Origin of the sequence: Actinomycetospora lutea (genome assembly GCF_028737205.1) — a bacterium.
GTDB classification, from domain to species: Bacteria; Actinomycetota; Actinomycetes; order Mycobacteriales; family Pseudonocardiaceae; genus Actinomycetospora; species Actinomycetospora lutea.
This window is the reverse complement of sequence record NZ_JAQZAL010000003.1, coordinates 150,203-164,822: the sequence shown is the minus strand read 5'-3', so window position 1 is coordinate 164,822 and position 14,620 is coordinate 150,203. Positions and strand designations below refer to the sequence as shown.

The 14,620-nt window shown below is 74.2% G+C and carries 14 protein-coding genes; 5 read left to right on the top strand and 9 right to left on the bottom strand.

Annotated features, from left to right (window positions below; translation table 11 throughout):
- Positions 1-64: 64 nt before the first annotated feature.
- Both PHK61_RS05045 and PHK61_RS05040 read right to left on the bottom strand, forming a co-directional pair.
- Positions 65-1,258 (bottom strand): acyl-CoA dehydrogenase family protein, encoded by a 1,194-nt coding sequence (locus tag PHK61_RS05045; protein WP_274279874.1) that lies wholly within the window; start codon positions 1,256-1,258, stop codon positions 65-67.
- Between the two features lie 57 nt (positions 1,259-1,315).
- Entirely contained in the window at positions 1,316-2,275 is a 960-nt protein-coding gene (locus PHK61_RS05040) for an HpcH/HpaI aldolase/citrate lyase family protein (protein ID WP_274279873.1), read from the bottom strand.
- Between the two features lie 147 nt (positions 2,276-2,422).
- Here PHK61_RS05040 and PHK61_RS05035 point away from each other — a divergent pair, with 147 nt between their 5' ends.
- The 3 genes from PHK61_RS05035 (at position 2,423) to PHK61_RS05025 (ending at position 5,671) form a co-directional block, all read left to right on the top strand.
- Entirely contained in the window at positions 2,423-3,712 is a 1,290-nt protein-coding gene (locus PHK61_RS05035; RefSeq protein WP_274279872.1) for a magnesium transporter MgtE N-terminal domain-containing protein, read from the top strand.
- A complete protein-coding gene (locus PHK61_RS05030) occupies positions 3,705-4,334 on the top strand; it encodes a DUF1003 domain-containing protein (RefSeq protein WP_274279871.1) in 630 nt (209 codons plus the stop codon). The genes PHK61_RS05035 and PHK61_RS05030 overlap by 8 nt, the downstream gene beginning before the upstream one ends.
- Positions 4,335-4,534: 200 nt before the next feature.
- Positions 4,535-5,671, top strand: coding sequence for an Mrp/NBP35 family ATP-binding protein (locus tag PHK61_RS05025; protein ID WP_274279870.1), 1,137 nt, complete (start codon positions 4,535-4,537; stop codon positions 5,669-5,671).
- 17 nt (positions 5,672-5,688) lie between these two features.
- On the opposite strand, the gene rsgA is transcribed toward PHK61_RS05025, so the two are convergent.
- Together rsgA and PHK61_RS05015 are read right to left on the bottom strand one after the other, a co-directional pair.
- Entirely contained in the window at positions 5,689-6,768 is a 1,080-nt protein-coding gene (rsgA, locus tag PHK61_RS05020) for a ribosome small subunit-dependent GTPase A (RefSeq protein ID WP_274279869.1), read from the bottom strand.
- A gap of 204 nt (positions 6,769-6,972) precedes the next feature.
- The gene (locus tag PHK61_RS05015; RefSeq protein ID WP_274279868.1) at positions 6,973-7,845 is read right to left on the bottom strand and encodes a dioxygenase family protein; all 873 of its coding nucleotides are present in this window, start codon (positions 7,843-7,845) and stop codon (positions 6,973-6,975) included.
- An 82-nt stretch (positions 7,846-7,927) separates the two neighbouring features.
- Here PHK61_RS05015 and PHK61_RS05010 point away from each other — a divergent pair, with 82 nt between their 5' ends.
- Complete coding sequence (locus tag PHK61_RS05010) at positions 7,928-8,443, top strand: MarR family winged helix-turn-helix transcriptional regulator (protein WP_274279867.1); 516 nt, start codon at positions 7,928-7,930, stop codon at positions 8,441-8,443.
- Here PHK61_RS05010 and PHK61_RS05005 read toward each other — a convergent pair.
- Positions 8,406-9,167 carry an adenylate/guanylate cyclase domain-containing protein gene (locus PHK61_RS05005; protein WP_274279866.1) on the bottom strand — a complete coding sequence of 254 codons (762 nt, stop codon included), beginning with the start codon at positions 9,165-9,167 and terminating at the stop codon, positions 8,406-8,408. The two genes, PHK61_RS05010 and PHK61_RS05005, sit on opposite strands and share 38 nt — an antisense overlap.
- Positions 9,168-9,321: 154 nt before the next feature.
- On the opposite strand from PHK61_RS05005, the gene PHK61_RS05000 reads away from it, so the two are divergent.
- On the top strand, positions 9,322-10,854 hold the full coding sequence (locus PHK61_RS05000) for an AMP-binding protein (RefSeq protein ID WP_274279865.1): 1,533 nt from the start codon (positions 9,322-9,324) through the stop codon (positions 10,852-10,854).
- Between the two features lie 8 nt (positions 10,855-10,862).
- Here PHK61_RS05000 and tatB read toward each other — a convergent pair whose 3' ends face one another.
- From tatB to sigE, 4 genes are all read right to left on the bottom strand, one after another.
- Positions 10,863-11,294 (bottom strand): Sec-independent protein translocase protein TatB, encoded by a 432-nt coding sequence (gene tatB, locus PHK61_RS04995; RefSeq protein ID WP_274279864.1) that lies wholly within the window; start codon positions 11,292-11,294, stop codon positions 10,863-10,865.
- Between the two features lie 9 nt (positions 11,295-11,303).
- Entirely contained in the window at positions 11,304-12,926 is a 1,623-nt protein-coding gene (locus PHK61_RS04990) for a S1C family serine protease (RefSeq protein WP_274279863.1), read from the bottom strand.
- Positions 12,927-13,073: 147 nt separating this feature from the next.
- Positions 13,074-13,694, bottom strand: a complete 621-nt coding sequence (locus PHK61_RS04985) for a zf-HC2 domain-containing protein (protein ID WP_274279862.1) — start codon at positions 13,692-13,694, stop codon at positions 13,074-13,076.
- Entirely contained in the window at positions 13,691-14,401 is a 711-nt protein-coding gene (gene sigE, locus PHK61_RS04980; protein ID WP_274279861.1) for an RNA polymerase sigma factor SigE, read from the bottom strand. Before sigE ends, PHK61_RS04985 begins: the two co-directional genes overlap by 4 nt.
- Between the last annotated feature and the right edge of the window lie 219 nt (positions 14,402-14,620).

Here is a 14,620-nt window from a genome sequence, read left to right as displayed (position 1 = left end):
GCCCGGGAGTGCCCGGGCGGGGTGCCGGTGTGACGAAGCAGGTGACGGAGGACGGTACCGCTGATCAGCGCAGCTTGTAGTCCTTGAGCAGACCCCGGCTGATGATCGTCTTCTGGATCTCGGAGGTGCCCTCGCCGATGAGCAGGAACGGCGCCTCGCGCATGAGGCGCTCGATCTCGTACTCCTTCGAGTAGCCGTAGCCGCCGTGGATGCGGAACGACTCCTCGGTGACCTCCTTGCAGTGCTCGGACGCGAGCATCTTGGCCATCCCGGCCTCGACGTCGTTGCGCTCGCCGCGGTCCTTGAGGCGGGCGGCGTTGACCATCATGTGGTGCGCGGCCTCGACCTTGGTGGCCATCTCGGCGAGCTTGAACGAGATCGCCTGGTGCTGGGCGATCGGCTTGCCGAACGTGGAGCGCTGCTGGGCGTACTCGATGCCGAGCTCGAAGGCGCGGATCGCGATGCCGCAGGCGCGGGCCGCGACGTTGACGCGCCCGACCTCGACGCCGTCCATCATCTGCGCGAAGCCCTTGCCGGGCGCGTGGCCGAGGACCTGCGACTGCGGGATGCGGAAGCCGTCGAACACCATCTCGGTGGTGTCGACGCCCTTGTAGCCCATCTTGTCGATCTTGCCGGGGATGCTCAGGCCCTCGGCGACCTTGCCGAAGCCCCGCTCCTTGTCGACGAGGATCGTCGTCAGGTTCTGGTAGGGCTTCTCGGCGCCCTCGTCGGTCTTGACCAGCACCGCCGACAGGTTCGACGACCCGCCGTTGGTCAGCCACATCTTGGCGCCGTTGACGACGTAGTCGTCTCCGTCGGCCTTCGCGCTGGTCTTGATGGCGGCGACGTCGGAGCCGAGGTCGGGCTCGGACATCGAGAACGAGCCGGTGATCTCGCCGGTCGCCATCTTCGGCAGGTAGTGCGCCTTCTGCTCCGGCGTGCCGTGCTGGCGCAGCATGTAGGCGACGATGAAGTGGGTGTTGATGACGCCCGAGACGCTCATCCACCCCCGGGCGATCTGCTCGACGACCAGGGCGTAGGTCAGCAGCGACTCGCCCAGACCGTCGAACTCCTCCGGGATCATGAGCCCGAACAGGCCCATCTCCTTCATCCCGTCGACGATGTCCTGCGGGTAGACGTCCTCGTGCTCGAGCTGCTGCGCGTGCGGGATGATCTCCTTGTCCACGAAGTCGCGGACCGTGGACAGGATCTCCTGCTGCACATCGGTCAGGCCGGCGGTCTGGGCGAGGCGTGCCATGCGTCGTGCTCCTGCTCGTGAGTGGTGACCGGCGAGTATGACCCCCTTCGGGGGAGCTCAGCTCTCCGGCGGCGTCCAGCGCTCGCCGCGGCTCATCCCGGCCGCGCGGCCCTTGCCGGCGATGACGAGCGCCATCTTGCGCGACGCCTCGTCGATCATCTCGTCGCCGAGCATCGCGGAGCCCTTGGCGCCGCCCGCCTCCGAGGTGAACCACTCGTAGGCGTCGAGGATGTTCTCGGCGTGGTCGTAGTCCTCCTGCGACGGCGAGAACGTCTCGTTCGCCGCGTCGATCTGGCCGGGGTGCAGCACCCACTTGCCGTCGTAGCCCAGCGCGGCCGCCCGGTTCGCCACGCGGCGGAAGCCGTCGACGTCGCGGATCTGCAGGTAGGGGCCGTCGATGGCCTGCAGGTCGTTGGCCCGCGCGGCCATGAGGATCTGCATGAGGATGTAGTGGTAGGCGTCGCCCTCGGTGTAGCCGGGGGGCTGCTCGCCGACGACCAGCGACTTCATGTTGATCGAGGCCATGAAGTCGGCGGGGCCGAAGACGATGGTCTCCAGGCGCGGGCTCGACTCGGCGATCGCGACGACGTTGTTGAGCCCGCGCGCGTTCTCGATCTGCGCCTCGATGCCGATCCGGCCGACCTCGAGACCCATCGTCTTCTCGATCTGCGTGAGCAGGAAGTCGAGCGCGTGGACCTGCTCGGGGGTCTGCACCTTCGGCAGCATGATCGCGTCGAGGTTGGCCCCGGCGCCCTCGACGACCTCGGTGACGTCGCGGTAGGTCCACTCGGTGGTCCAGTCGTTGACGCGCACCACGCGCGTCTTGCCCTCCCAGCCGCCCTCGTTCAGGGCGGCCACGATCGTCTTCCGGGCCTCGGGCTTCACCAGCGGGGCGCAGGCGTCCTCGAGGTCCAGGAAGATCTGGTCGGCGGGCAGGGTCCGGGCCTTGTCGATGAACTTCTGGCTCGACCCGGGCACCGCCAGACACGACCGGCGGGGGCGGTTCTCGACACTCACGAGCTGCTGACCTCCTGAGGGCTACGACAGGCGGCCGATGCTGACACGCGTCCCGGTGCCGCATCGTCCGAGGTGGCGACCCTCTCAGAGGTGACTCGATCCAGCTCGGCAGCCCGGGCGAGCTAGCCTGCTGCGGTGACTACCGCCATGTCCAGGGTGTTCGTGGCCCGCATGGTCGGGCTGCCCGTCCTCGGGCCGGACGGCGAGCGGATCGGGCGCGTGCGCGACGCGGTCTGCGCCGTGTCGGTCGGTCCGCGACCACCCCGCGTGCTCGGTCTCGTCGTCATGGTCGGTTCGCGCCGGCGCATCTTCGTGCCGATGCTGCGGGTCACCGCCGTGGACGCGGCCGCGGTCACGCTCGCGACCGGGCAGGTCAACCTGCGGGCCTTCGCGCAGCGCCCCAACGAGGTGCTCGTCGTCGGCGAGATGCTCGACGCGCGGGTCCGGGTCGTCGACCACGACGCGGACGCGCAGGTCGTCGACGTGCTGATGGAGCACCAGCGCAGCCGCGACTGGCTCGTCACCCGCGTGGCGGTGCGGGAGCTGGTGGGGAGGCTCGGGCGGCGGGGCCCGATCCAGGTGCTGCCGTGGCCGGCGATCTCCGGGCTCTCGCTCGACGAGACCGGGCAGGGCACCGAGCAGCTGCTGTCCACGTTCGAGGACATGCGCCCGGCCGACGTCGCGCACGCCCTCATGGACCTGCCCCAGCGCCGCCGCCACGACGTCGCCGACGGGCTCGGCGACGACCGCCTCGCCGACGTCCTCGAGGAGCTCCCGTCGTCCGAGCAGCAGGACCTCCTGCGCCACCTGTCCACCGAGCGCGCCGCCGACGTGCTCGAGGAGATGGACCCCGACGACGCCGCCGACCTGCTCGCCGACCTCCCCGGGCCCGAGTCCGAGGAGCTCCTGGGGCTGATGGAGCCCGAGGAGTCCGAGCCGGTCCGGCGCCTGCTGACCTACTCGTCGAACACCGCGGGCGGGCTGATGACGCCCGAGCCGATCGTGCTCCAGCCCGGCGCGACGATCGCCGAGGCGCTCGCCCACGTCCGCAACCCCGACATCACCCCGGCGCTGGCGTCGATGGTGTTCGTCTGCCGGCCGCCGACGGCCACCCCGACCGGGCGCTACCTGGGCTGCGTGCACTCCCAGCGCCTGCTGCGCGAGGCCCCGTCCGACCTCGTCGCGGGCGTGCTGGACTCCGAGCTCACGCGCATGGGGCCCGACGCGACACTCCCGGAGGTCACCCGCTACTTCGCGACCTACAACCTCGTCTGCGGCCCGGTGATCGACGAGGGCGGGCACCTGGTCGGCGCGGTCACCGTCGACGACGTCCTCGACCACCTGCTCCCCGAGGACTGGCGCTCCCAGCCCGATCCCGAACCCGCACCGCCCGCGGCCAGGCCGCCGGCACCCGTCCCGGGGGTGAACCGTGCCTGAGGCCAGCACGCGGCGGCGGCTGGACCAGCCCGCCGGGACGCGCCATCTGCGCCTGACCGTCGACACGGAGTGGTTCGCGCGCTTCGCCGAGAGCCTCGCCCGCTTCCTCGGGACGGGCACGTTCCTGCTGTGGCAGTCGATCATTGTGGCGACCTGGATCGTGCTGAACGTCTTCGCGATCAGCCTGCAGTGGGACCCGTACCCGTTCATCCTGCTCAACCTGGCGTTCTCCACACAGGCTGCCTACGCCGCGCCGCTGATCCTGCTCGCGCAGAACCGCCAGGACGACCGCGACCGCGTGTCCCTCGAGGAGGACCGCTCGCGCGCCGGCCGGCTCTCCGCCGAGACCGAGTACCTCGCCCGCGAGCTGGCGTCGATGCGCCTGCAGCTCGGCGAGGTCGTGACCCGCGACTACCTGCGCGGCGAACTCGAGCAGCTCCGCGGGGTCCGGGACGGCACCCGGGACGCCGAGGGCCGCACCGACAAGGCCCTGGAGAAGGCCGTCGCGCGGGCCGTCGACCGGGCCGTGGCCCGCAACCTCGAGCAGGCCCTGGCCCGCGCGCTGGACCAGGCGGGACAGAACGCCCCGACCGACGGCGACCTGAACCGCAACGGGCACTGACCCGGCACGCCGCGTGACGGGCACGTGACCGGGGCGTGACGGGCGACGCTCCGCGTGCCCGGCGGCGCGCGGGGGGCGGCACGTAGCATGGGTGTCAGTCGACGGGACCCACGCTCCGTGGGAGGCACCCGTCCCCGGTCCCGGCGCGGGGCACCACACTCCCCGGGACCGACCGACGCCGAGAAGCCGAGAAGGGTCCGATGGCCGCAGCTCCATCCGCCGACGCGATCCGGTCCGCCCTGGCCGGCGTCGAGGATCCCGAGATCCACAAGCCCATCACCGAGCTGGGCATGGTCAAGGACATCAGGGTCCTCGACCACGGCAAGGTCGAGGTGGCGGTCTACCTGACCGTCGCCGGCTGCCCGATGAAGGACACGATCACCCAGCGGGTGACCACCGCGGTGTCCGCGGTCTCCGGCGTGACGGCCGTGTCGGTCGAGCTCGACGTCATGAACGACGAGCAGCGCCGCGAACTGCGCAAGACCGTGCGCGGTGACTCCGACGAGCCGGTGATCCCGTTCGCCCAGCCGGGCTCGATGACCCGCGTGTACGCGGTGGCGTCCGGCAAGGGCGGGGTCGGCAAGTCGTCGGTGACGGTGAACCTGGCCGCCGCGATGGCCGACAAGGGCCTGTCGGTCGGTGTGGTCGACGCCGACATCTACGGCCACTCCGTGCCGCGCATGCTCGGCACCGACGACCGGCCGACCAAGGTCGACGACATGATCCTGCCGCCGCAGAGCCACGGCGTGAAGGTCATCTCGATCGGCATGTTCACCCCGGGCAACACCCCGGTCGTGTGGCGCGGGCCGATGCTGCACCGCGCCCTGCAGCAGTTCCTCGCCGACGTCTTCTGGGGCGACCTCGACATCCTGCTGCTCGACCTGCCCCCGGGCACCGGCGACATCGCGATCTCGGTCGCGCAGCTCATCCCGAACGCCGAGCTGCTCGTCGTCACGACGCCCCAGCAGGCCGCCTCCGAGGTCGCCGAGCGCGCCGGCGCGATCTCCCTGCAGACCCGCCAGCGCCTGGCCGGCGTCGTCGAGAACATGTCGTGGATGGACATGCCCGACGGCTCCCGGATGGACCTCTTCGGCTCGGGCGGCGGGCAGATCGTCGCCGACTCGCTGGCCAAGTCGGTCGGCGGCACCGTCCCGCTCCTGGGCCAGATCCCGATCGACACCCGCCTGCGCGAGGGCGGCGACGCCGGGATGCCGCTGGTGCTCAGCGAGCCCGAGTCGCCCGCCGGCGCGGCCCTGCGCGCGGTCGCCGAGAAGCTCTCCGTGCGCTCCCGCGGCCTCGCGGGCATGTCGCTGAACATCTCGCCCGCCGGGCGCTGAGACTCCGCACGGCGGACTCAGCGCCCGCGCGAGCGGTAGCGGGCGCGCTGGTCCTTGGTGATCTGCTTCCAGCGCCCGCGCCGTTCGGCCGCCAGGCGGGCGTCGGTGCGCGCCGCCGCCCACTCGTCCTCGCGCTGGAGCTTGCGGTAGTCCTCCCAGCGCCGGCCCGGGAGCTCGCCGGCGTCCACCGCCGTCCGCACCGCGCACCCCGGTTCCCGGTCGTGCGCGCAGTCGGCGAAGCGGCAGCCGTCGGCGAGGTCGACCACGTCGGCGAAGGCGCGCTCGATGCCCTCGGCCGCGTCGCGGACGCCCACCGCCCGCAGGCCCGGGGTATCGACGAGCACGCTGTGACCCGCCTCCGGCGCCGCGGCTGCGCTGCGCTGTGTGCGGCCTCCCCGGGGCAGGGGCAGGAGCTCGCGGTGCACGGTGGTGTGACGGCCCTTCCCGTCGACGGCGCGCACGTCGCCGACGGCGAGCCGGTCCTCGCCGAGCAGGGCGTTGGCGAGCGTCGACTTGCCGGCACCGGAGGGCCCGACGAGCACCGTGGTGCCCCGGGCCGCCGCGGCGACGTCGTCGACCCCCTCGCCCGTCACGGCGCTGGCGCCCACGACCTCCACGCCGGGCGCCGAGAGCGCGAGGTCCGCGAGGACGCCGGCGACGTCGCCGCTGCGGTCGGTCTTGGTGACGACGAGCACCGGGGTCGCGCCGCTCTCCCAGGCGAGGGCGACGAGACGTTCCACCCGCCCGACGCGGTCGGTGGACCCGGCGGGCACGGTGACGAGCACGGTGTCGACGTTCGCCGCCAGCACCTGGGCCTCGGAGCGCCCCGAGGTGGCGGCGCGGGCGAGCGTGGTGCGTCGCGGCAGGACGGCGGTGACGGCGCCGTCGTCGACCAGCACCCAGTCGCCGACCGCGCAGGCGCCGCGCGACGCGGCGTGGACGCGGCCGGCGTCGGTGAGGACGTCGACGCGGCCACGGTCGACGCGGGCGACGCGACCGGGGACGCCGGACGCGTCGAGGGTGGAAGCGAGCTGCTCCCAGGAGGTGTCCCACCCGTAGGAGGGCAGGACGGAATCGTGCGGAAGAGCGGAGAACACTGCGGGGTACGACCCTTCGAGCAGGACGCCGCACCGCGCTCACGCAGCCGGCGTCACCGAGAGATGGCGTGACGGCGCCTCACCTGGCGCCCGCGCGGGGCCACCATGGCGTTCACTCCTCGAAGTCGTCCCCGGGGCACTCGCCCCGGTCGCACCGAGCGTCCCAAGCAGGGCCGGGTCGCGCCAGCCCTTTTCCCGTGACCGTCAGGCCACCTGGAGCGACCGCCGGGACAGGCCCCACATGTTCCCGTCGATCGTCGTGGTCACCGGCCCCCCGGGATCGGTGGCCGCGCCGAGGGTGACGAACAGCGGCACGAAGTGCTCGGCGGTCGGGTGCGCGTAGGGCATCCCCGGCGCGTCGCGGAAGCGGTGCAGGGTCTCGAGGTCGCCCCGGTCGAGGGCCTCGGCGGCCCAGGCGTCGAAGTCGCCGGTCCAGCCCGGGGTCTCCCGGCCCGCGAGCATCTCGCGGGACAGGAACGGCAGCCCGTGGGTCATGAAGCCCGAGCCGATGACGAGCACGCCCTCGCTGCGCAGCTCGCGCAGGCGCGTGCCGATCGCGAGCAGGCGGTCCGGGTCCTCGGTCGGCAGGCTCATCTGCAGGACGGGCACGTCGCCCAGCGGGTACATGACCTTCAGCGGCACCCACGCCCCGTGGTCGAGCCCGCGGCGCGAGGTGTGCGCCGGCTGCCCGTCGGGCAGGGTCGCAGCCACGCGGGCGGCGAGCGCGGAGGCGTCCGGCGTCGCGTAGGTCATCCGGTAGAAGCGCTCGGCGAAGCCGCCGAAGTCGTACACCAGCGGGGTGCCGGCCTCGGGGCTCGAGAGCGTCAGCGGCGCGGACTCCCAGTGCGCCGAGACGATAAGGATCGCCTCCGGGGTCGGCAGCCGGTCGGCCCACTCGCCCAGGCGCGTCATCCACTCCGCGTCGTCGAACAGCGGCGGCGCCCCGTGGCTGACGTAGAGCGCCGGCAGCGGGCCGTCCTCGGGCCGCCAGGGTGTGCGCCGCGCCGCGCGCTCGCGCGCGGCCGGCTCGTAGGCGTCGAACGCCGCTCCCGGGTGGGCGGTGGCGAACGGATCCATGACTGCTCCCTGATAGCGGGTTGATGCTTCAACCGTGAACCGTACCGGGCGAAGAGTTGAAGCATCAAGTAATGTGGTCGTCATGCACGAGGGGCCCTGGCTGGACGACGACGAGCAGCGCGCGTGGCGGCGCACCGCCGCGGTGATGACGCTCCTCCCTGCGGCGCTGGACGCGCAACTCCAGCGCGACGCCGGGCTGACGCAGTTCTCCTACCTGACGCTGGCGATGCTCTCCGAGACGCCCGGGCGCACGCTGCCGATGAGCGCGCTCGCGGCCACCGTGAACTCCTCGCTCTCGCGGCTGTCGCACGTCGTGGCGCGCCTGGAGAGCCAGGGCTGGGTGACGCGCGAGCCCTCGCCCGAGAGCGGCCGCGTCACCGTCGCCCGCCTCACCGACGCGGGCATGGAGAAGGTCCGCGCGACCGCGCCCGGCCACGCCGCCGAGGTCCGTCGGCTCATCTTCGACGCGCTCGACGGCGAGGGCGTCGCGTCGCTGGCCTGCGTGACCGCGGCGATCCTGGGCCGCCTCGACCCGTCCGGCGGCCTGCGGGCCAACCCCCTCAGCCGCGAGGGCGCCGACCGACCCGCCACGGAGTGATGTCCGGCGGCACGCCCTTCCCGCGCCGGCGGCTCAGCGGGAACGTCGCGAAGTCCCCGCCGTCGAGCAGCGCGCGGGTCGGGCTCGACACGCAGACCTCGCCCGGACCGGCCGCGTCGGTGATCCGCGCGGCGATGTTGACGTCGCGGCCGTAGTAGTCGCCGCCGAGCTGCTGCGGGGTGCCGACGTGCACGCCCGCGCGCAGGTGCAGCCGGTGCCCGTCGACGTCGAGCTCCTCGACCGCGTCGCGCGCGGCCAGCGCCGCCTCCACGGCGTCCTCGACGCTCGGGTGCACGGCCATCAGCCCGTCGCCGAGCCGCTTGACCACCCGGCCCCGGCGGCGCACGAGCGGCTCGACGGCCGCGCCGACCCGCCGCAGCGCGCACACGGCGACGTCGTCGCCCACCTCGAGGGTCCAGTCGGAGAAGCCGGCGAGGTCGGTGAACAGCACGACGACCTGCTCGTCGCTGAGCCGCTCCTCGAGCCCGGCGTGCGCCTGCCAGAGCTGCAGCGCGGTCAGCCCGACCTCGCGCAGCACGCTCGGGCGGGCGGCCGCGAGCGGGGCGAGCTGGGCGGCGACGCGGCCGACGGCGTCGTCGCCGGTCGAGAGCGGGTCGCCGTAGGCGGCGTCGCCGGGCAGTCGCGAACGCGCCCACTCGAGCGCGGCGAGCAGACGCGGGTCGCTGTCGAACCGGTTGGCCGCCTCCAGCACACGACGACGCACCGGCTCACGCTGATGCGCAAGCACGTCACCGAAAGTAACAGCCGGCTCGGAAGGCTCCGAGCCCCGTGGCCCCCACGTGAGGCACCTCTCGCCGGACGGGCGATCCCCGTGGCACGGTGCGACCCACGCCCGTGGTCGGCCTCTGGAGTTGATGATGCAGGTCCCGTTCGAGATCCAGGACTTCCTCGACCGCGCCGAGATCGTGTACGGCGAGCGGACCGGGATCGTCGACGAACCCGATCAACCGGCCGCGCCGCTGACGGGGCTCACCTACGCGCGGGTGGCGGAGCTCGCCCGCGCGCAGGCGGCGGCCCTGGACGCGATGGGCGTCGGGTTCGGCGAGCGCGTCGCCATCGTCTCGCACAACAGCGCGCGCCTGCTCGTGTCCTTCTTCGGGGTGTCGGGGCACGGACGCGTGCTCGTGCCGGTGAACTTCCGGCTCTCCGTCGACGAGGTCACCTACATCGTCGAGCAGTCCGGGGCGAGCCTGCTGCTCGTCGACCCGGAGCTCGAGGAGCAGCTCGCCGGGGTGCCGTGCCCCCGCACCGTCGTGCTCGGGGAGGGCGACGCGGAGATCTACCGCTTCGGCGTCGACCCCGTGCCGTGGGAGCCCGACGAGGACGCCACCGCGACCATCAACTACACCAGCGGCACCACGGCGCGCCCGAAGGGCGTCGAGCTCACCCACCGCAACCTGTGGGTCAACGCGACGACGTTCGGGATGCACCTCGGGGTGAGCGACCGCGACGTCTACCTCCACACGCTGCCGATGTTCCACGCGAACGGCTGGGGCATGCCCTACGCGGTGACCGGGCTCGGGGCGCAGCACGTCGTGCTGCGCAAGGTCGACGGCGCCGAGATCCTGCGCCGGGTCGCCGCCCACGGCGTGACCGTGCTCTGCGCCGCCCCGGCGGTCATCAGCGCCGTGCTCACCGCCGCCGCCGACTGGGAGGGCGAGATCCCCGGCCGCGGGCGGGTCCGCATCGTCGGCGCGGGCGCGCCCCCGCCCACGCGGACGATCGCGCAGGTCGAGGAGGTGCTGGGCTGGGAGTTCATCCAGATCTACGGGCTCACCGAGACCTCCCCGCTGCTGACGTTCAACCGGACGCGCGCCGAGTGGGACGACCTGCCCACCGAGGACCGCGCGGCCCGGCTCGGCCGCGCCGGGGCTCCGGCGCTGGGCGTGAGGCTGCGGACCTCCGACGACGGCGAGGTCCTCGCCCGCTCCAACGTGATCCTCAAGAGCTACTGGGAGCGTCCCGACGAGACCGAGAAGGTCCTGCGGGACGGCTGGTTCCACACCGGCGACGGCGGCACCGTCGACGAGGACGGCTACTTGACGATCAGCGACCGCCGCAAGGACGTGATCATCAGCGGCGGCGAGAACGTCTCGTCCATCGAGGTCGAGGACACGCTGTTCAGCCACCCGGCGGTCGCGGAGGTCGCGGTCATCGGCGTGCCCGACGAGAAGTGGGGCGAGACGATCAAGGCGCTGGTGGTGCTGGCCGCGGGCAGCAACGCCGACGAGGCCGAGCTGATCGAGCACTGCAAGGCCCACCTGGCCCGCTACAAGGCCCCCACGTCGGTCGAGTTCCGCGCGGAGCTCGCCCGGACGGCCACCGGGAAGCTGCAGAAGTTCAAGCTGCGCGAGGAGTACTGGGAGGGGCGCGGCCGCCAGGTCAACTGAGGGGGGTGTCAGGTCGCGTCCGGGTCGACCGGGGCGATCTCGCCGGGGTCGAGCGGCCGGCTCGGGGTCCGCGGCGCGGCGGGCGCCGGGGACGTCCCGTTGCTCGGCGGCGCCGGCGTGGCCGCGGCCGCGGTGCCCGGCGTCGCCGACCCGCTCCACGTGCCGTCGGCGGGCGGCTCGCTGAACAGGTTCTGGCGCACGGCGCGCCGCGGGTCGAGGTCGCGCACCGAGCGCAGGTCCTCCAGCGGCTTGCGCAGCTCGTCGAACTCGGGGCCGAGCTCCTGGCGCAGCTGGTCGCGGGCGCCGGTGGCGTAGTCGCGGATCGTGCGCACGGTGTTGGCCACCCAGGACGCGGCGGCGGGCAGGCGCTCGGGTCCGAGCACGAACAGCCCGACCAGGGCGAGCACGAGCAGCTCCGGCCAGCCGATGTTGTCGAACACCCCGGCCCCCTAGAGCGTGACCTGCAGCGTCAACGGCCGACCCTCGCGCACGACGCCGAGGCTGACCGTCTGACCCGGCGCGTGCTCCCGCACGGCCACGACGAGCTCGTCGGCGGACGCGATCGGGCGGTCGTCGACGCGCAGGACCACGTCGCCCTCCTGCACCCCGGCGCGCGAGGCGGGCCCGCCCTGGCGGACGTTGAGGACCTGCGCGCCGTCGGCGGTGCCGTCGGTGACCGACTTGGCGTTCACCCCGAGGTCGCTGTGGGTGTAGCCGCCGGTGCGGATGATCGACTCGGCGATCGTGCGCACGTCGTCGATCGGGATGGCGAAGCCCAGGCCGATCGAGCCGCCCTCGCCCCCGCCGAGGGTCCGGATCGCGGTGTTGATCCCGACGACGGCGCCCGAGGTGTCGACGAGCGCGCCGCCGGAGTTGCCGGGGTTGATCGCCGCGTCGGTCTGGATGGCGTCGATGACGGGGTTGGCCTCGGCCGACTCGGCGTCGAGGCGCACCGGGCGGTCGATCGAGCTGACGATGCCCTCGGTGACCGTGCCGGCCAGGCCCAGCGGTGAGCCGATCGCGATGACGCCGTCGCCGACCCGCAGGTCCGCCGAGCGCCCGAGCTGGGCGACCACGGGGTTGGCGATGTCGACCTTCACCACGGCGACGTCGGTCTGCGGGTCGCGCCCGACCACGCGGGCCGGCGCGCGCAGGCCGGAGGCGAAGACGGCCTCGAGGCTCGCGCGCGGGTCGGTGGCCGCGAGCTCGACGACGTGGTTGTTGGTGACGATGTAGCCGTCCGGCGTGAGCACCACGCCCGAGCCGGTGCCGCCACTGCTGCCGGCCTGGAGCTCCAGCGACACCACGGCGGGGGCGACGCGCCCGGCGACGTCGGCCACCGAGCCCGGCGGGCGCTCCCGGCCCGCCTCCACCGGGGTCAGCGTGGCCCCCGGGTCGACGAGGCTGTCGGCACCGCCCGCGACGGCCCAGCCGACCACGCCGCCGACCGCGCCGAGCAGCAGCGCCACCACGGCCAGCAGCGCGAGCGCGGTGGGCTGGACGCGCCGGCCGAGCACGAGCTCGCGGGCCGAGAGCCGCGGTCCGACCGGCCGCGCGGCCTGCCCCGGGCGCGACTCCCCCAGCGCCGGGCCGCCCAGCTCCGCGCCGGCGTCGGGGTCGCGCCACGGGTCGGTGGTGGCGGTCTCGTTCTCCCAGAAGTCGTCGGGGCGCTCGTCGTCGGCGTCCGGGCGGCGCTCCGGGCGCTGGAGCGACGACGGTCCCGTGCCCTCGGGGCGGCCGAACGCGGCGACGAGCGCGGGCGCGGGCGGCTCGCCCCGTCCGGAGGGGCGCGTCCTGCCCGGGTCGCCACCGGGGGCGCCGAAGCCGCCGTCGACGCCGGCGGGGCGGCCGAAGACCGCGGCGAGCTCGCGCTCGTCGGCGGCCCGGTGCCCGTTGGCCTGCCCGTTGGCGTGCCCGTTGCCGTGCCCGTCCGCGTGCCCGTTGCCGTGCCCGTTGCCGTGCCCGTTCGCGTGCCCGTTCGTCGGGCCGTGGCCGTTCGCCTGCCCGTTCGGCGGTCCGCCGGCGGCGGGGTCGGGCGTCGACCCGGTCGACGGGTCGGTCGGTCCGGTCATCGCGTGTCCCGGCGGGTGCGCAGGCGGGCGGGCCGCTCCAGGGTGGTGCTCATCGCCCCACCACCGTAGAGCCTCGGGGCGCGGCTCGCGTCGACACCGTCACAGCGTGCGACCGCAGCGGTGAAGGGCCGGTCAGCGGGCGGTGCGTCAGGGGGCGCCGGGGCCCGGCAGGCCCGGCGAGGAGACCGCGCCGCGATCGCGGACGGCCAGGTCGGCGGCCGCGGCGGTGGGCGTGACGCTCGGCGCCACGCTCCCGAGCGCCGGGACGCCGGCGCCCGCCGAGGACGGGGCGGTGCCGGACACGACCGCCGGCCCGGCGAACGCGGCCAGGGCGGCCGCGCCGACGACCACCCCGGAGCTGACGGCGACCGGCAGGCCGAGCGTGCGGCGGCGCCCGGGCCACCGGCGGCTGCGGTGGCCGTGGCCGCGCTCCGGCTCGGCGGCGACGACGATCTCGCCGTCGGCGCCGACCGCGAGCCCCGCGGGCGCCTGCGGGACGGGCGCGGCGTCGGGGATGGAGCACAGGGCGCTGATCAGCGAGCTCGGGACGGCCGGACCGCCCGCGGCGCGGACCCGGCGGCGGGCCTGCCGCTGGGCGGCGACCTCGGCGGCGCAGGACAGGCACCGGTCGACGTGCTCGGCGGCGCGGTGCGCCGGACCGGGCGGCAGCTCGTCGTCGACGAAGGCGACGACGGCGTCGAGCGCGAGGTGACCGGCCTCGGTGAACCGCCGCGACCAGCCCGTTCCCCCGGTGCGCCCGGAGATCACGCCGCGCTCCCGGGTGAGGCCGCCACGGCACGGGACTCGAGCGCGGCGCGCAGGGCCTGGCGCCCGCGATGGATACGGCTTCGCACGGTCCCCAGTTTGACACCGAGGGTCGCCGCGATCTCCTCGTACGACAGACCTTCCACGTCGCAGAGCACGACCGCGGCCCGGAACTCGGGGGCCAGCGCGTCGAGGGCGGCCTGCAGATCGGGGTCGAGGTGGGCCTCCGACCAGACCTGCTCGGGGTCGGGGCCGCCGCCGGGCAGGCGGTCGGTGTCCTCGGGGAGGCCCTCCATCCGCAACCGGGCACGGCGGCGGACCATGTCGAGGAAGAGGTTGGTCGTGATGCGGTGCAGCCAGCCCTCGAACGTGCCGGGCTTGTAGCCCGCGAGCGACCGGAACACGCGGATGAAGGTCTCCTGCGTGAGGTCCTCGGCGTCGTGGGCGTCGCCGGTGAGGCGGTAGGCCAGGCGGTAGACGCGGTCGGCGTGCTGGCGCACGACGTCGTCCCAGGTCGGCGGCACCCAGGCCTGCTCCTCGGAAGCGAAGGCGTCGTCGAGGGAGGCGGTGGGGGTGGAGGCGGCGGGGGTGGAGGCGGTGGAGCTCTCGGGACGCTCGAGCAGAGCCGTCCCGCCCGGGGCGGACCGGTGGCCGCCGGGCACCGGACCGGGGGAGGCGGTGTCGGCGGCGGGAGCGGGTCGGTCGGGCATCGGGGTGCGTGCTCCTCGGCTCGGCTGACGGCCGCCGGTCGGGGTACCGGCGACGTGGGCACCACTCTGGCGGGCCGTCATGTCACGGGGGTGAGGTCGAGCTGAGAGGCCGCTGAGTTTCCGCGGAACGGCGTGATCCGTCCCTCACCCCGACCGTGTCGGCGGCGTGTCGGCGCGGCACGCCGCGTCGGGCCCCCGTCGCGATCTAGCCTGCTCGGA